The 18,399-nt window shown below is 33.5% G+C and carries 10 protein-coding genes; all 10 read right to left on the reverse strand.

Translation table 11 applies throughout. The annotated features are described in order from the left end of the window. Positions 1–3: 3 nt before the first annotated feature. The 10 genes from ACHRVZ_RS19790 to ACHRVZ_RS19835 all read right to left on the reverse strand — a co-directional run bounded on the left by ACHRVZ_RS19790 (position 4) and on the right by ACHRVZ_RS19835 (position 18,387). Positions 4–2,289, reverse strand: coding sequence for a GH92 family glycosyl hydrolase (locus tag ACHRVZ_RS19790; RefSeq protein WP_395424637.1), 2,286 nt, complete (start codon positions 2,287–2,289; stop codon positions 4–6). Positions 2,290–2,434: 145 nt separating this feature from the next. After that, positions 2,435–4,708 (reverse strand): GH92 family glycosyl hydrolase, encoded by a 2,274-nt coding sequence (locus ACHRVZ_RS19795; RefSeq protein ID WP_395424639.1) that lies wholly within the window; start codon positions 4,706–4,708, stop codon positions 2,435–2,437. 161 nt (positions 4,709–4,869) lie between these two features. Further along, on the reverse strand, positions 4,870–6,861 hold the full coding sequence (locus tag ACHRVZ_RS19800) for a glycosyl hydrolase 2 galactose-binding domain-containing protein (protein ID WP_395424642.1): 1,992 nt from the start codon (positions 6,859–6,861) through the stop codon (positions 4,870–4,872). A gap of 420 nt (positions 6,862–7,281) precedes the next feature. Beyond that, positions 7,282–8,799: a SusD/RagB family nutrient-binding outer membrane lipoprotein gene (locus tag ACHRVZ_RS19805; protein WP_395424644.1), complete on the reverse strand. Its 1,518-nt coding sequence runs from the start codon at positions 8,797–8,799 to the stop codon at positions 7,282–7,284. A 16-nt stretch (positions 8,800–8,815) separates the two neighbouring features. After that, entirely contained in the window at positions 8,816–11,905 is a 3,090-nt protein-coding gene (locus ACHRVZ_RS19810) for a SusC/RagA family TonB-linked outer membrane protein (protein ID WP_395424645.1), read from the reverse strand. A gap of 279 nt (positions 11,906–12,184) precedes the next feature. Continuing rightward, the gene (locus tag ACHRVZ_RS19815) at positions 12,185–13,195 is read right to left on the reverse strand and encodes a LacI family DNA-binding transcriptional regulator (RefSeq protein WP_395424647.1); all 1,011 of its coding nucleotides are present in this window, start codon (positions 13,193–13,195) and stop codon (positions 12,185–12,187) included. Between the two features lie 338 nt (positions 13,196–13,533). Further along, entirely contained in the window at positions 13,534–14,502 is a 969-nt protein-coding gene (locus ACHRVZ_RS19820; RefSeq protein ID WP_395424649.1) for a type I phosphomannose isomerase catalytic subunit, read from the reverse strand. A gap of 211 nt (positions 14,503–14,713) precedes the next feature. Then, positions 14,714–16,816, reverse strand: a complete 2,103-nt coding sequence (locus ACHRVZ_RS19825) for a glycoside hydrolase family 97 protein (protein ID WP_395424652.1) — start codon at positions 16,814–16,816, stop codon at positions 14,714–14,716. Positions 16,817–17,040: 224 nt separating this feature from the next. Further along, positions 17,041–17,346, reverse strand: a complete 306-nt coding sequence (locus ACHRVZ_RS19830; RefSeq protein ID WP_395424655.1) for a hypothetical protein — start codon at positions 17,344–17,346, stop codon at positions 17,041–17,043. Positions 17,347–17,601: 255 nt separating this feature from the next. Next, complete coding sequence (locus ACHRVZ_RS19835; protein ID WP_395424657.1) at positions 17,602–18,387, reverse strand: Two component regulator three Y domain protein; 786 nt, start codon at positions 18,385–18,387, stop codon at positions 17,602–17,604. Positions 18,388–18,399 lie beyond the last annotated feature (12 nt).

An 18,399-nucleotide genomic window follows, 5' to 3' on the forward strand; every position in this document is an offset into this window, starting at 1 on the left:
GTATTATTTTGAAGTTGAATACGAATATGGAAAAGCGCTTGCTGAAGTTCCTCTTTGTAAATTAGGCGTACTGTTCATGTCAAAATTTAATTCGCCACCTTTTAATACATCAAAATGATTGATATAATTTTTGGTATGAGTTGCATTGTTGAACTTTAATTCCTGAACATATTTATTAGTTTCTGAATTGTTTGGTGCGTTGATTACCAATTGTTTTCCGTTTTCTAAATTCAATGTTAGTTTTTTAAACAATGGTGCTCCAAGAACATATTCTTCTGTTCCCGGGCAAACCGGATAGAATCCCATTGCTGAGAAAACGTACCAAGCTGAGGTTTGTCCGTTATCTTCATCTCCACAATATCCATCTGGAGTTGGTTTGTACAAACGGTTCATTACTTCGCGAGACCAATATTGTGTTTTCCAAGGTTCACCTGCATAATTGTACAAATAAATCATGTGCTGAATTGGCTGATTTCCATGAGCATATTGTCCCATATTCATAATTTGCATTTCGCGAATTTCATGAATTACTGATCCGTAATAACTATCGTCAAAAATTGGTGGTGTCGAAAATACTGCATCTAATTTTGCTGTAAAATTCTTTTGTCCGCCCATTAAATCGATCAAACCATTTATGTCATGAAAAACACTCCAGCTGTAGTGCCACGCATTTCCCTCGGTAAAAGCATCTCCCCATTTAAACGGATTGAAATTTTTAGGAAAACTTCCGTCTTTGTTTCTACCGCTCATTAAACCGATTTCCGGATTATAAAGATTTTTATAATTCATCATTCGTTTCTCGTACAAACTGATTTCTTTTTTAGGACGCTTTAAAGCTTTCGCTAATTTCCAAATCGTAAAATCGTCGTAAGCATATTCTAATGTTCTAGCCGCATTTTCGTTGATTTTTACATCGTAAGGAACATAACCTAAAGTGTTGTAATACTCAACTCCTTTTCTTCCCACTGCATCCATTGGACCTTCGTTATTCGCACCGTGCAACAAAGCTTCGTATAATTTGTTGATGTCATATCCTCTTAATCCTTTAATATAAGCATCTGAAACTACTGATGCTGAGTTATTACCAACCATCACATTTCTAAAGCCCGGACTTGACCATTCCGGCAAGAAACCACCTTCTTTAAAATCGTTGATTAATCCTTCTTGCATTTCTTTATTGATTGAAGGATAAGCTAAGTTTAATAAAGGATATAAGGCGCGGAATGTATCCCAAAAACCTGTTCCTGCATATTTATACCCCGGTAATGTTTTACCATTGTAAGGGCTGTAGTGAACAATTTCTCCTTTTGCATTTATTTCATATTGTTTTTGAGGAAAACAAGCTGTGCGGTATAAACAAGAATAGAACGTTTTTAATTGTTCGTCTGTTCCTCCTTCAGCAGTTAATTTTCCTAAAACTTTATTCCATTCTTTTTTAGATTCAGCAACTGTTTGATCAAAAGAAGCTGTTCCTAATTCGCTCTTCAAATTCAATTCGGCTTGTTCTAAGCTGATGAATGATGAAGCGACTTTTACATTTACTTTCTCTCCTTTTTTAGTTTTAAATCCAACCACTGCACCTGCGTGATCGTCTGTTAATTCAAGTTTATCATTTACTAAGCCTTTTTCATTCCACGTACTACTTGATGCAAATGGTTTGTCGAAAATAAGCACAAAATAGTTTCTGAAATTCTCTGTAACTCCTCCGCTATTACGAGTTGTATAACCAATAATTTTATTTTCTGACGGAATTATTTTTACATATGATCCTTTATCAAAGGCATCAATTACGATAGAAGATTGTTCATTTTCAGGAAATGTGATTTGAAAATGTGCTGCTCTTTCTGTAGCTGTAATTTCAGTCGTAACATCATAATCTGCAAGATATACGCTGTAGTAATATGGTTTTGAAACCTCAGCTTTATGACTGAACCAGCTTCCTCGTTCTGCTTCTGCTACAACTGTTTTACCAGTTACCGGCATGATCGAAAACTGTCCGTAATCGTTCATCCAAGGTGAAGGCTGATGTGTTTGTTTGAATCCTCTAATCTTCTCTGCTGTATAAACATATGCCCATCCATCACCCATTTTACCTGTTTGTGGTGTCCAGAAATTCATTCCCCAAGGCCTACAAATCGCTGGATAGGTGTTCCCGTTAGAAAGACTATGCAAAGATTGTGTTCCCATTAACGGGTTTACATATTCTACTGGATCTAATGCTTTAACTTGTGCATTTACAAAAATGCAGCATTGTAATACTCCTAAAAAAATTAAACTTTTTATTTTCATATTTTTTATTTTTTGCTTTACGCTTTAAGCTGTAGGCTTTAAGCTTAAAATGTGAGTAAATACTCTAAACTCTTTATTTATATATCTACAAGGTTTTGAAAACTTTGCAGGAAATTGAATACTGCAACTGAATACTGAAAACTTCCTATAGCGGTCTATCTTCTTTTTTCACTCCAAAAGTTGTCGATGGTTTGCTTCCCATATACAATTTTAATTCTCCTCCTTTTACAATCATATCATGTGTGATGTATGATTTTGTATAAGGTTTTCCGTTATACTCTGCTTTTTGGATATAGATATTTGTTTTACTGTTATCTATTGCTTTCACTGTAAATGAAATTCCTTCTTTATGATGAATCGTTGCTGTATTTACCAACGGACTTCCTAAAACATAAACTCCGTTTGCAGGATTAACTGAATAGAATCCCATTGAAGAGAAAACATACCAAGCCGACATTTGTCCTAAATCTTCGTTTCCGCACAATCCGTCTGGTTTTGTAGAATAGAATTTATCATCAATTTCACGGATTAGTTTCGCTGTTTTCCAAGGTTGTCCAGCATATGCATAAAGATATGGAATATGATGATTTGGCTCATTTCCTTGTGCATATTGTCCGATTAAACCACTAATATCCGGTGAAATTTCTTCTCCTTCAACTTTATCAGTTATTAAAAACAATGAATCTAATTTGGCTAAGAATTTATCTTCGCTTCCAAATAATTCGATTAAACCGTAAGGATCCTGAGGAACTAACCAAGTGTATTGCCAAGCATTTCCTTCAACATAATCATCTTTACGATGCGCTGATGAAAGCGGGTTAAAAGGTGTTCTCCATTCTCCATTAGTTAATTTTCCTCTCATGAATGTTGTTTCTTTATCGAAATAAAGTTTGTACAAATTAGCTCTTTTTGAGAAATAATTATAATCGTCTGTTTTGTTCAAATCCTTTGCCATTAGCGCAATGCAATAATCATCAATAGCATATTCTAAAGCATTTCCAACAGATTCTAACAATTTATCAGCGGGGATATATTCTAATTTTTGAACATAATCCATTCCTTCACGCGTTTGCATGGCTGTTTTTTTGATCGCTTCATAAGCCAATGCTACATCGTAATCTCTGTAACCTTTCATGTAAGCGTCTACAATAACGGCGATCGAGTGATTCCCGTTCATTGTATTGGTTTCGTTCCCCATTAAATGCCAAATCGGTAATCTTCCTTGTTGTTCGTAAATTGCCAAAAATGATTTTACAATATCATTGATTTTATCCGGATGTGTAATGGTGTATAAAGGATGTAAACCACGGTAAGTATCCCAAAGTGAAAAAGTAGTGTAATTTGTGAAATTTGCTTTTTCGTATACTTTTTTATCTGTTCCTCTGTAATCTCCGTTTACATCATTGAAAATTGATGGCGCGAACATCGTGTGATACATTGCGGTATAAAACACTTTCATCGTTTTATCATCTGCTTTGATCTGAATTTTATTCAATTCTTTGTTCCATTTTGAAGTCGCTTCTTTTGCTATAGCATTAAAATCCCAACCTGGAATCTCAGCTTTGATATTTGCAGCAGCATTCTCGTAACTTACTGGTGAAATTCCAACTTTTACTAAAACTTGTTTGTTTTTTGTAGCAAAATCTAAAACGGCTTTCATTCTCACCGCTTCTCCCTCATTTCCAGCAACAGCGGTTGTGTTGTCATACAATTCCATTTTTGAAATTGGTTCAGAAAACTCCATTGTAAAAAAGATACGTTGATCAGCAGCCCAACCTGTAGAATATCGATATCCGACTAGAGTTGTTTCATTGATTTTTTTTATGAATGTTTTTACCGGTTTATCCCAGCCAATTCCGTCAGCAAGATCTAATAAAACGTGATTGTCTGTAGTAGAATTAAAAGTGTATTTATGAAAACCAACTCTTTCGCTGGCTGTTAATTCAGCTTTAATTTTGTACTTATCTAATAAAACACTGTAATAACCAGCTTTAGTTACTTCATTTTTATGAGAGAAATAAGAACCGTAACCTGTTGTCATATCTTCTTTAGTCCCTTTTGTAAGTGGCACTTTTCCAGATACTGGCAGTAAAAGAATATCGTTTAGATCTCCAATTCCTGTTCCGCTTAAATGCGTATGAGTGAATCCTAAAATAGTATTACTCGCATAATTGTATCCGCTGCACCAATCCCAACCTTCAAAAACATTTACCGGTCCTAATTGTACCGCTCCAAAAGGAACATTGGCACCAACAAATACGTGACCGTGACCAGCAGATCCAATGTATGGATTTACATATTGGGTATAATCTAAATTAGTTTGTTTTGCTTTCTTTTCCTGTGAGATTACAGGATTGGCAAAAAATAGGTTTAGGGCTAAAATACCGCTAAAAGCAATTTTGTTGTATTTTGTAAACATATTATTGTTTTTTATTTGACTTGTTTAATGGGCCACGGATGACACGGGTTAAACGGGTTTACACAGATATTTTTTAATTTTAAAATCTTTACGAAAGACGCACTGCTGTGCGTCTCTACAGAAAAACCTTTGAACCTTTGTTCCTTTGCCACTTTGAACCTTTAATTGTACTTCTTCAAAACATCAAAGAGAGAGTAAACTCTAATGACTGGTTTTGTTATTTTTCCTTCAAACATAATTGTCTTTTCTTCTCCGGCTTTCAAATCTATATAATTATCGCTCCATTTTCCGGTGTAACCTTTTATGGAAACATTTACATACTTAGCAAATTTTGAAGCTTTTAAAATCACTTTATTTCCTTCAACTTTCCAAGTGATCTTTGGGGCTTCGAGTTTTAAATCTTTCGGACGTGTTAGGTCTATTTCTGGCGTTTTATCATCTCGATAGGCTTCTTTCATGGCGTACCAGGCGGCTTTCGGTTGTCGATCATAATAATCAGTTACACTCCAACTTGCTACTGGCCAGCAATCATTTAATTGCCAAACTACGGTTCCCATATTATAAGGTGCTTTTGAACGATGAATTCCTATAATATTTTTAAGAGAATAATATTGTAAACATTGTGTGAGGTATGTATAATCCTCAACATTCATTTTCTTTATTTTGGTCGAATCAATAAAATATCGATTCAAATATGAATCTAATTTCATGAATCCTTTTCCGGCTTTTTGATGTGCCTGCAGGATGTCTGAATATAAGTATCGGTCTTCCGGCAAAGTGAATTTTTCTATAGACGAATAATTTGGCATTGCCTGCATTCCGTACTCGCTCACAAAACGACCCGTTTTATTTTGTACGGCTTCTACATCTTCCAATCCCCACCAAGTTCCCCAATAATGACTATCGGCTTCAGTTAAGCTTTTTGCTTTTGACCAATGAAATAATGGCGAAGTACTAATATACGGACGTTTACCATCTACTTCGTTTACCCATTTTGGAATACTATCCTGAAACAAACGAACATAATCTTTCCATAAACGAGTTGAATCTTGCTTTGACATTTTCATGCTTTTTTGCCATCCCCAACTTTTAAATGCTTCGTCAATTTCGTTATTTCCGCACCACAATACAATACTTTTATGGTGACGTAAACGTTTTACCTGATATTGAACTTCTTTTTTCACATTGTCAAAAAAAGCATCATCTCCTGGTACCATTGTTCCTGCAAACATAAAATCCTGCCAGACATTGATTCCGTATTTATCGCATAAATCATAAAAATAATCATCTTCATAAATACCTCCACCCCAAACACGCAGCATGTTCATATTGGCATCTTTGGCCATACCAACTACTTTTTCGTATTCTTTTTTGGTCATTCTGGAAAGGAATGCATCTGACGGAATGTAATTTGCACCTTTCATATACACCGGCTTTCCATCTATTTTAAAATAAAAGGTTTTACCCAAACTATCCGGTTGCTGTACTAATTCGATCTTGCGATCTAAAACATAAGGCTTCTCAGGAGTTTTTTCGTCGTAGGCTTCTAATCTTGGTGTTTTCCAAATTCCGCAAGTAGTTAATTTTGGTCCCCAATCCCATCCAAAATGATATTGCGCTTTACGTACATAAGCACGAGGATTATCCGGAATTACAAAAGGGAAATCTTTTTTGGCTAATGAATCGACTACATTTTGTGCTGATTTAAATACTATGGTTAAATCGTTGTTGCCTGATTTCAATATTTTTTTGACGTCTACACGCCATTGACGGAACATATTATCAGCTTTTAGAACCAATTTATTATTCAAATAAATTGTTGCGTAGGTATCTAAACCATCAAAAACCAGTTCTGCATTTTTTTTATTTAATGTTGATGCGGCAACCTGAAAAGTAGTCTTGTACTCCCAATCTTTCTTTTCAACCCATTGTACTTTCTTTTCATTGTCTCTGTAAAATGGATCCGGTATTGCTTTATTATGTAATAAATCTGTATGAATTTCTCCAGGAACTGTTGCTGGAAACCATTTTGTTGTTTTTGATTCACGGTACTGCCAACCTGTTTTTAAATCAACATTTTGCGCATTTGCTGCCAATGAAAAATTGGCAAGGCAAACACTAACAAACCAATAAAATCTTTTTTTATATTCCATTTTTACTGAATAATACCTTATTATATTTTTTCAATTAAATCGTTGGCAGTTTGAGAAGGATAATTGATTTTTCGCAATTATTTCCTTCTCATATAGGTTTTCTTACGGAATAAAAGTAACTAACAAAATATCCTGAAATCAATTTCCTTTTTTACGGCTGCCAAGTTTTAATTAATTTTAGTTTCTATTATATGATTTTAATAAATCAAAAATTTTATCATTCAATTGATGTTCTTTTGAAGATAATTCCATCTTTTTCAGCAGAAGCGCGTTTGTCTTTTGCGAAAAAAAAGGTTTTAAAACTAGAGAACGATTTTCTGATAATAACCATCTAATTTAGTGAAAATCAAATAGAAAATAAGCCGGGTGGATCAGGTATTCCTACCCGGCTTAATTCAACTAACTAACCAAATCTTAAAACTATTGTTTATCCCACCAAATTCTTGTTGTCATTAAGTCCAACCCTTGACGTGATATTGCTTCTTTATAATTTACAGCGTTTGTAATTAATTCTGATTGATCATAGATTAATCTTCTCGGAATTGTTCCTTTTGTTTCTCCAAGTGGATCATTTACCGGAACTAAAACTGGATATCCAGTTCTTCTATATTCTGAAAATGCTTCAAAACCATTAAACAACAATACAATCCATTTTTGAGTGATAATTTGCTCGATTTTTTCAGCTTCTGTTCCTGCCGCTTTAAAAGGATGTGCTGTCATATAAGTGTTATATTCAGCAAGCGAAACAGCTGGTACTTTGTCTCCAAAAATAGTTAGAACCTGCATTGCTGCTTTAACTCCGTCTTCGTAGTGTTTTTGTGCTGATACTCCAACATTCCAGCCTTTTACTGCTGCTTCTGCCAAAATAAATTCTACCTCAGCATAAGACATCATTAAAGTTGGTGCGTCTAAACGCAATACTGTTGAAGTATTAGGATCTGAGAATAATTTTTTATCTCCACCCGGAAACTCTTTTGCATCGTTTGCAAGACCTTGTTGGTTTGCCGGATTATTGTCTCCTGTTGCTTCTAATTTTGCATAAATTCTTAAACGTGGATCATTATTGTTTTTCAATTGATCGATAAACGTTTTACTGAATTTCGTATTTGCTTCACCTCCATTTAAGTCATTTCTAACCCAAGAAGAAGTAATTGGATTTGTTTTAACTCCTTGTGGTCCTGAATCATGTTTTAAAACTAAACTATCATCATTAGAGGTAAAAACTCCTTTTGTAAAAGCTTTTTCAACATACTGTTTTGCTTTTGCAGGATTTACTTTAGACAAACGCATTGCAACTCTTAACATTAATGAATTTGCCAATTTTTTCCATTGCGGAATATCACTTTGGTAGTACAAATCAGCATTACCAACAAATGCTTTATTAGCATCTAAAGCATCTCCTGCTTCATCTAACTCTTTTAAAAGATCATTGTAGATTGCTTCTTGCGTATCATATTTCGGAGCGAAAACATTACCGTTGTAACCTTTTGCTGCTTCGAAATAAGGAATTTCACCATAAGTATCTGTCAATTTTTGAAACATGAATACTTTCATGATTCTACACGCCTGAATCATGTTACTGTTTTCAGGTGTGTCTTTTACAACAGACAATAATTGAAAAATCTGATTTAATCCTTTACCATATGACTCTCCAAAAAGAGCTCCTGAATATTCAGATGAGTAAGTGTATTTTGAACCTGATCCTCCTAATGAAGAAAATTGCTGAACAATTTGTGCGGCATAAATATTATTTCCTCTTGTATTAGAATAATCTTGTCCATCAACATAAATCTCAGCAAGTGTAAACATTGATTTTATAGCCGGATCTGTCAAAGCATTTGGATTCGTATTCATTTCTTCGAATCCTTTATCGCATGAAGCTAATGTCATTGCACCAACAATCGCGATACAGAATATTTTTATAAATTTATTTTTCATCTTTCAATTGTTATTATTAAAATTTGACATTAAGAGTTACACCGTAGTTTCTAGTCAATGGCATAGATGCTCTTTCAAGACCTTGTGCATTGCTGTTAGAATAGTTTGACTCTGGGTCAATGTTTGGAACTTTGTCATAAATTGTCCATAAATTATGAGCAGAAAATGCTAAGCTAATCGATTGAAATGGTGTTTTTGACAAGTATGATTTTGGGAAATTATAGCTAAAAGAAACTGCTCTTAACTTAATAAAATCAGCATCGTACACAAAATTAGATGTTACATCACTATAACTTCTCCAGTAATCGTATGCAGAAACTGTTGTGTTAACTGGGTTTCCGTTTACATCATGTCCAGATACAGCAATTCCGCCTTCACGACCAGAAAGTGTCTCTTCTGACAATCCGTAACGTGTTCCTAATTGGTTTGTTGCAGAATAGATAGATCCTCCAAATTTAGCATCTACAAAAACTGAAAGTGTGAAATTTTTATATGAAAAATCATTTGAGAATCCCATTGCCATTGGCGCTACACCACGTCCGGCATTGATTAAGTCACCTCTCATAAATTTACCATTTGTATCAAGTACAATTGCTCCTTTTGAATCTCTTAAATAATCATACGCTTTAATGATTCCAAAAGGCTGTCCTTTTTCTAAAACTACTGAAGCTCTAGAATCTCTGTTTCCTTCTAATGTTTTAGTAGTAATTTTGTCTGAAAGACTGATTACTTCACTATCATTGTAAGCAAAATTATATCCTATGCTCCAATTAAAACTTGGTGTTTTAACTGCTTTTACATTCACTGCAAATTCAACTCCCTGATTTAAAATTTGTCCTACATTGATTTTTGTTGTTCTGTAACCAGAAGCCAAAGAGATATCAGCATCAGTAATATCGTTTGTAGTTTTCTTGCGGTAGAAAGTCAAATCTGTACTTACTCTATTACGGAAGAATGTGTTTTCGAAACCAAATTCGATTGTACTTACGTTATATGGTTTCAATGTTCTGTTTGGAACTGTTTCTCCATTAACTCCTAAAATTGGTTGTCCTAAAGAATCTGTTTGTCCGTCCGGCGCTGTGTATGTCAATGCTAAAGCATAAGCGTCTGGCAAAGCTCCTCCTACGTTACCCCAACCCGCTCTAATTTTACCATAAGACATCCATTCTGGTAATTCGATTACTTCAGAGTAAATGAAACTTGTACTTACAGATGGGTAAAAAGTACTGTTGTTTGATGGATCTAAAGTTGAAAACCAGTCTTCACGACCTGTTAAACTTAGATACAAATAATCTTTATATCCTAAATCTGCAGAATAGAAAAGAGAGTTTACTTCACTTTCAGAAAATAATTTTTCTGTTTTGTCCGGTTGTGTATTTCCGTAGAAATATTTGAATGGAACAATAAAATTGTTTCCTTTCATTTTAATACCGCTGTATCTGTTGTGTTGACGGTTAGCACCAACGAAAGCATCCAAAGAAAGGTTTTTAGCGATATCGCCTCTGTACCCTAAGAATCCAGACGCATTAACTTCTGAACGTCCTTCTACTCTGTTTTCGTAAGATCCACCTGGATTGTAGTTAATTCCAGTTGGTTCAATTTCAGTGTATTCGTAATTGATATCATCAATACCAATAACTGCTTTTGCATAAATTTTTTCTGTAATATTATAATTTACTTTCGCAGAACCAATAAAACGCTTTCTAAGATCTTCATTTAAAGGTGATTGTGTTGCGAAATAAGGGTTAGTTTGGTAAGTATTTGCTCCAAAATAATCTGCTTCACCACCATTTTCGTCATATGCATTACTTAACCATCTGATGTCTGTTCCAGGCGTTAAGAAAGTTGTTGGAAAAGAAGCATTTCTAGGAGAATCATTCAAATAAGGTCTGTTATGACTTTTCTCAGAAATATATTGAGCGTTGGTTTCTACGCTTATCTTTTTGTTTGGAGCTGAATTTAAACTCAAAGCCACGTTGTTTCTTCCGAAAGTTGTTCCCGGCATGATCGATTCATCTTTCGTATTTCCGAAAGACAATCTGAAATTAGTAGTTTCATTTCCGCCAGAAATTGCTAAAGTATTACTGAAAGAATATCCAGTTCTGTAGAAATTTTCAACATTATCTTTTCCGTATGCTCTGTATGGTTTAGTACTTCCGTCTAATGCAAGAGAAGGAGTTCCGTCATATTTATCACCCCATGCAAAATAATACGAATCTCTAAGTTCCTGCAAATTAGTAAATCTTGTTGCAACACCATTTACAGGAGCTCCAGCTCCATATTGATCTTGCCAATTTAAAAGACTTACCGGAGTATTAAATGTAGAATTAGTATTGAAGTCTACTCCAAGTCCTGTTCCGCTTTTACCTTTTTTAGTTGTAATTAAGATAACACCATTAGATCCTCTGTACCCGTAAAGAGCAGATGCAGCACTACCTTTTAATACTGACATCGATGCAATATCATCTGGATTAAATGAAGACATTCCATCACCTTTATCAGCTCCACCCCACATTCCAGCATTTCCTTGTTGACTATTGTCAATCGGAATACCATCTACAACATACAAAGGCTGGTTAAGCCCTGAAGCTGAAGTTGCGCCGCGAATTACTACACGGCTAGAACCTGATGGTCCAGAAACTGGTGCAGAAACGTTAACTCCGGCAATTTTTCCCTGAAGGGCGTTTCCTAAGTTAATTTCTTTATTTTTTGTCAGCTCTTCACCTTTCAGTTCTCCAACTGCGTAACCTAAAGCTTTCTTTTGTTTTTTAACTCCAAATGAAGTAACAACTACATCTTTTAATTCCTGCGCATTTTCTGCTAATACTACCGAAATTTTAGTATCACTTTCCTGAAGCACTACTGATTTTGTTACATAACCAATAGAAGATATATTTAGTGTAACTTTTCCTTCAGGTACACTCATTTTAAATCGACCTTCAACGTCTGTTATTGAGCCATAAGGCTTTCCTTGAACCTCTATCGATGCAGCAACAACTCCCTTGTTTTCTGCATCAACCACTATGCCTGTTATTTGTCGGTTTTGCGCCACAGCACTTAAGCTGCACAACAATACCATTCCTAACATTGCCAATATTCGTTTCATAAGCTTTTGTTTTGTTTTAACGTGATTGTTTTTAATAATTAATAAAATTCTTGAATCAAATTCAATATGGTATTTAAGGGCCTTCACCTAATAAATACTATGGTTTAATAGTAATGTAAACACTTCCTAATTTCAAGAAATCGTTATAGTAAACAGATCAAAAAAAATAACTGATTATCAGTATTATTCATCTAAAGCTTACTAAAACGATTTAGCAAAATGACTAAAAAAAAACGAATCGTTTTTTTTCTTTTTTTATTTCAAAAATCCTCTTTAAAATCAAACTGATTCTCTAACAATCAGCTTCCCTTTTTTGAGGCTTTTTTCTACTTCAAACTTTTCCATATCGGTCATCTGACTCATCAATAATTGTATCGATTTAACAGCAATCTCTTCAATGGGCTGTGCAATAACACTAATTGTTGGTGTATGCAATTTAAAACTGTCATGATCATCAAAACTAATAACCGAAATGTCTTCAGGAATCCTGATTCCTCTTTCTCTAAAAGCCTGTAATCCTGCAAGTGCTATATAATTTGTTAAAAATAAAACGGCATCAATTTTAGGATTCTTTTCTAAAAAACCAACTATTTCAGCAATTCTGTTTTCTTCACTTGTCTTATATTCCATCTGTAGAACAAGCGCCGGATTATAATTTTCTACTTCTTTTAAAGCATCTCTATAGCCATCTTCCCTTAATTTCATCTGAACCATTTCAGAAGTATTGTTGACTACTGCTATATTTTTACATCCTTTATTAATCAGGAACTTTGTTGCTGAATTTGCTGCTTCATAATTATCCATCACGACATGGCTCACTCTTTGCCCCGGAAAATACCTATCGATTAATACAACTGGTTTTTTCAATTTTAAAAGCAGTTCAATACTTTGTTCAAGGTTTTGCGTTGGCGTAACAATAAAACCATCCACATTTGCCTGCAACAAACTATGTATCAACTCTTCAGAACGCTCATCATCTCCACCTGTACTACAATAGAAAACTCTATAATCAATACTTTTTGCTTCGTCTTCTATAACTCTGGCAAGATGTGCAAAGAACTGATTCGAAATATCTTCAACAATTAATCCAATAGATCTTGTCTTCCCTGTTCTAAGACTCGTGGCAATCATACTTGGTCGATAATTCAGCTTTTCTGCAACTTCCTGCACTTTCTTTATTACCGCCGGACTGATCCCCATTTTCTCGCCTTTATCGTTAATGACAAAAGATACAGTAGATATAGACACTTGTGCCTCTGTGGCAATATCCTTAATAGTAATCTTTTTCATCTAGCGAGTTAATTTTTTATTAAGCTGTTATTAATTGTATCACAAATATAAATAAAAAATTATATCACAAATATAAATAAAAATAATTACTAAAACGATTTTGTAGTTCTTTTTTTAAACTAATCATTATTTTAGAGTTAATTATACATATAATCATCAATTATTATAAGTATTTTTACTATTAATCATTTTACAGCTATTCAAACAAATTTTGCTTTTTATTATGAATAATGTGCAACTATCTATTTGACACAGAGCTACAAAGTTTAAATCTTTAGGATCAATTACCCTGCAACTCTTCTGATTTATTAAAATATAAAATTTTTAATTTTCAATCTTTAAGAAATGTACACTTCTAAAATTGATGCTGAACCATTTAACACATAAGCATGCATACCGGCAGGAATTAAAACTGTATCTCCTTTTTTATATTGGTAGGTTACATTTTCATATCTAATCTCAAATGCACCGTCAATACACATATAAACTGTAAATGAGTTTCCATTTTTATTTCCTTCAATTGTTCCGTCTAACGGAATAAAATTGGTGGTAAAATAAGGACAATCAACTACTGCATTTGATTTGTTTGAAGCAGTTTCATATTTTTTGTGCGTATCAACTTTATTGTAGTTAATTGCATCAAGAGCCAAATCGACATGAAGTTCTCTTGTATTTCCCTGAGCATCTACTCTATCAAAGTCATACAAACGATAGGTAATATCAGACGTTTGCTGAATCTCTGCAACAACTAATCCTGCTCCGATTGCATGAACTGTTCCTGTTTCAAGAAAAAATACATCTCCTGCTTTTGCTTTTACATCATCAAGAATAGAAACTAACGTTTTGTTGTTTAGATTTTCAATATATTCTTCTTTACTTGAATCTTCTTTAAAACCAACAATAATTCTTGCGTCAGCATCAGCTTGCATTACGTACCACATTTCAGTTTTACCAAAAGAGTTATGACGTTCTTTTGCTAATTTATCGTTAGGATGAACTTGTATAGACAAATCTTCTCTTGCATCAAGATATTTAAACAGTAACGGAAACTGATTCCCAAATCTAGCATATACCGCTGTACCTAAAATTTCGTTTGGTAGTTTCTCAATTAATTCTGTTAATGATTTTCCTTTTAATTCACCATTGGCAACAACACTTACATCACCTTCTACGGTAGATAATTCCCAACTTTCGCCAGTGATATTAGAGGCAATAGATTTATTAAGAACTGTTTTTAATTTTTCTCCTCCCCAAATTCTTTCTTTCAAAATTGGTTCAAATTGCAAAGGGTAAATTTTTATGCTCATTTTTTATGTCATTGTGAGGAACAATGTAATCTTGTCCTCTGGTTATTTATTTTTTTGCCACAGATTAAAGGATTAAAAAAGATTTCTTTTAAATATCTTTTTGATTTGTGGTCATTTTTTTTTCTCTCGTAGATTTGGCAGATCTAACAGTTTTGTTTCAAATATTAAAAGAGAAAAAACCATTTAATCCATGTCATCCGCGTTACTTTTTTTATTTTATTGAAATCGCAACTCCACCGCTGGACGCTAATTTTTGCTTTAATTTGGTTTTACTGTTTACAGTTATTTTTCGGATGTTATACGATTGTGGATTGTTTTTGTAATCTGCTGTTTTTCCGTCCTCGTAAATTGTTGCTGTAAATGTTTTTCCTGTAGGTAGAAAACTAAAATCGATCGTCGCTGTACGTGAATTTTCATCTGTAATTCCACCTACAAACCATTCTTGTTTTCCTTTGGTCTTTCTTGCAATTGTAATATAATCACCAGGTTCTGCCTCTAAGATATAAGTTTCATCCCAATCTAATGCTACATCTTTGATAAACTGAAATGCATCATTAAAACGTAAGTAATTCTCAGGTAAATCGGCAGCCATTTGCAACGGACTGTACATCGTTACATAAAGCGCCAATTGTTTCACTAAAGTTGTACTTAACTTATTCTTTTTTGATCCATATACCGACAAATCGCCTTGAAAAATTCCGGGCGTGTAATCCATCGGACCACCCATTAATCTTGTAAAAGGTAAAATTGTAGTGTGATCAGGATGAATTCCTTCCATAGCTTCAAACTCAGTTCCTCTGGCAGATTCCTGTGCAAACCAGTTTGGATAGGTACGATGCAAACCTGTAGGTCTAACTGCTTCATGAGAATCTACCATAATTTTATGCTTGGCAGCTTCTTTTGCAACATAAGTATAATGATTGACCATTTGTTGTCCATCATGATGTTCTCCTCGTGGAATAATTGGTCCAACATATCCTGTTTTTACAGCGTTATATTTATTGTCAGCCATAAAATTTAAGGCGTCATTTAATTGACGCTCATATTCTGCAGTTGAAGATGTAGTTTCATGATGCATGATAATTTTTACATTCTTTTTAGCGGCATAATCACTTAAATCTTTTACATCAAAATCCGGATATGCTTTCGTAAAACTATAAATACGTTCTTTTTTGAAAGCCGTATTGTCTTCCCAACCTTCATTCCATCCTTCAACCAGAACGGCATCAAAGCCATTTTTTGAAGCAAAATCAATGTATTCTTTTACATGTTTAGTATTGGCACCATGTGTCTTATTTGGTTTTAACTGAGAAAAATCAGTCTTACCAATTACAACATCCTGATTATCTGAATAGGCCCAAGTCGATCCTCCGCCTGTAAAATATTCCCACCAAACACCAATATATTTTACTGGTTTAATCCAAGAAGTATCTTCAAAACTGCATGGTTCATTAAGATTCAAAATCATTTTTGAAGCTAGAATTTTTCGGGCATCATCACTCACAACAATTGTTCTCCAAGGTGTGAAACTTCCGGTTTGAATGTAGCCTTTATTTCCTACCGCATCCGGAACAAGATGTGAACTCATTGCATATGTTTTATCATCGACATTCAAACACATTGCCGGATAATTTTTTAATGCTGCTTCGTGAATATTAATGTAAAGTCCGTCATTGGTCTTCATCATTAAAGGCGTTTGCGTTGCCAAATTTTTAATGGTCGCTTGAGCTGCGAGAGAAACATTCGTTGCACTGTGCACCAAAGATTGCATCTCTGATATTTTAGATGTTGTATAACTATATTCGTTTGTGTCATAGTCTCCCGGAATCCAAAAAAGTTTATGATCTCCAGTCAAATTAAACTCTGTCGTTTCTTCCTGAATAATAAAATGACGTAAATTATCCTGCACCGGAAACTCATATCTAAAACCTAACCCGTCATTAAACAAACGAAAATAAATAGATACTTTTCGTTTACTTTTTTCCTGCACAAGATCAGCTTTCAATTCATTGTATTGATTTTGAATTTCCTTTTGCTCTCCCAAAACTGGTTTCCAAGTGGTGTTTTCTGACTGAAATTTTGTATCAGCAATTTGAAAACCACGATTCAGCATAATATCAGATTTTAAAATAAAACCTAACTTACTTTGTTTTATCACTTCTTTTTTCTTGTAGTTTAGAGAATATGTTGGAGTTCCTTCTTTATTAAGATGAAATGTCAAGGTCAAATTTCCATCAGGAGATTTTAATTCCTGCGCATTTAGAAATGCATTCGGAACGATAATAAAAAGACAGATTAAAAGTATTTTTTTCATAAATCAAGAAAGTTTCAATAGTTGCTAAATCGATTTAGCAAACATAATAAAATTTATGAAATAGATACACTTTAATGATAAAAAAACTGCTTCCGTCAAATTAACTGCGATTTTCTGAATAAAACTACACGATCAAAAGCCGGAAGTTTTACTGGATATCGAACATAAAAAAAGACCATTCAGAAGAACAGTCTTTAATAAATTTTTAAAGCAGCAAGAAGTACTTAAGCCATAAACAAAGCATTTTTGTTATAGTTGTACAAAACCTGATCGTAAGGTACTAAAGGCGTTGCAACTTTTTCTGACGAAGCATTAAATATGATTCCGTTATGTTTTCTAAACAAATAAACTTCCTTTAGACAGTTCGACAAACTCTGATGAATTGAGGTTGTAAAAATTGGCAATTGCTTGTCTCCTACCAATAAATCGATTTGATAATTAGAACTACTTTTAGATAAGTTATTTCCAATGATTCTTATTGTAAATGTAGTTGGCTTTCCGTATTGTTCACCTTGATACTGTACTACCATAATTTTATAATTAAAAAAGTTAAATTATTATTTTTTTGTACTTCAAATTATTTATTGTGCAAATTGAATAACTAAAGTTATGCAAAAAAAGTAAATAACTAAAAAATACAATCTAAATAAAATGTTATTTTTTTGATGAAATAACATTGTTTTTTGGGCGTAAAAAAACCGTAACGAATTACGGCTTTTAAACAATTAACTAAATATATTTAATCAACTTTTTTCAACGATTGTAAAATTCATTCATAAGCACGATTAATTTGGGGTAACAATTGTATTTTCTTTTTCTGCATTAATTTCTAATAAAAACGGATTTCCATTTTCATCAAACATAGTCATATTTAAAGGATCTAGTAAAATTACTTTTTTAGAAACCCTTCCTTTAAACTTATTGTATGAAAGATTCATTTCAGATAAATTATAGAGTTTTTCAATTTCATTTGGAATTTCTCCTCCAAAATTATTATCAAACAAACTTAAGTTTTGCAAAGCACTATAATTGGCAATTTCTTTACTCAAACTCCCGGATAATTTATTGTTATTTAAAAGCAGAACTTTTAAAGTTGTTATTTTATAAATTGAATTTGGCAACTCTCCCTTCATTTCATTATTGAATAGCGAAAGAGTTTCCAGTTTAGTAAGTCTTCCAATTTCTGAAGGCAATACGCCCGAAATTTTATTAGAAGAGACATCTAAAGTTTCAAGCGCTCTTAAATTTCCAATCACATTTGGCAATTGACCGTTTAGTTTATTTTTATGCAAATCTATTGTCACTAAATTAACTAAATCAAAAAATTCAGCCGGTAATTCACCTTGCAAATTATTATCAGCTAAATTAAGTCCGACTACTTTTCCATTTTCAGCTTTAACTCCATACCAGGTTCCTACTGAAAGTGATAAATCCCATTTTATTTTCCACTGCAAACCATTTGTCGCATGGTATAATTTTATTAGCGCATCTTTCTCTTTATCCGAAACTGTATCAGCAAAAACGTTTAAAGAGAAAACTAAAACTAAAAAAAGCGTTATTAAGCTTTTCATAATAAATTTGGT

This window comes from Flavobacterium sp. FlaQc-57, assembly GCF_044007395.1.
Lineage (GTDB): Bacteria > Bacteroidota > Bacteroidia > Flavobacteriales > Flavobacteriaceae > Flavobacterium.

Excerpts from the sequence above, each read along its gene's own strand:
- ACHRVZ_RS19790 (WP_395424637.1), bottom strand. The coding sequence starts at position 2,289 with ATGAAAATAAAAAGTTTAATTTTTTTAGGAGTATTACAATGCTGCATT.
- ACHRVZ_RS19795 (WP_395424639.1), bottom strand. The coding sequence starts at position 4,708 with ATGTTTACAAAATACAACAAAATTGCTTTTAGCGGTATTTTAGCCCTA.
- ACHRVZ_RS19800 (WP_395424642.1), bottom strand. The coding sequence starts at position 6,861 with ATGGAATATAAAAAAAGATTTTATTGGTTTGTTAGTGTTTGCCTTGCC.
- ACHRVZ_RS19805 (WP_395424644.1), bottom strand. The coding sequence starts at position 8,799 with ATGAAAAATAAATTTATAAAAATATTCTGTATCGCGATTGTTGGTGCA.
- ACHRVZ_RS19810 (WP_395424645.1), bottom strand. The coding sequence starts at position 11,905 with ATGAAACGAATATTGGCAATGTTAGGAATGGTATTGTTGTGCAGCTTA.
- ACHRVZ_RS19815 (WP_395424647.1), bottom strand. The coding sequence starts at position 13,195 with ATGAAAAAGATTACTATTAAGGATATTGCCACAGAGGCACAAGTGTCT.
- ACHRVZ_RS19820 (WP_395424649.1), bottom strand. The coding sequence starts at position 14,502 with ATGAGCATAAAAATTTACCCTTTGCAATTTGAACCAATTTTGAAAGAA.
- ACHRVZ_RS19825 (WP_395424652.1), bottom strand. The coding sequence starts at position 16,816 with ATGAAAAAAATACTTTTAATCTGTCTTTTTATTATCGTTCCGAATGCA.
- ACHRVZ_RS19830 (WP_395424655.1), bottom strand. The coding sequence starts at position 17,346 with ATGGTAGTACAGTATCAAGGTGAACAATACGGAAAGCCAACTACATTT.
- ACHRVZ_RS19835 (WP_395424657.1), bottom strand. The coding sequence starts at position 18,387 with ATGAAAAGCTTAATAACGCTTTTTTTAGTTTTAGTTTTCTCTTTAAAC.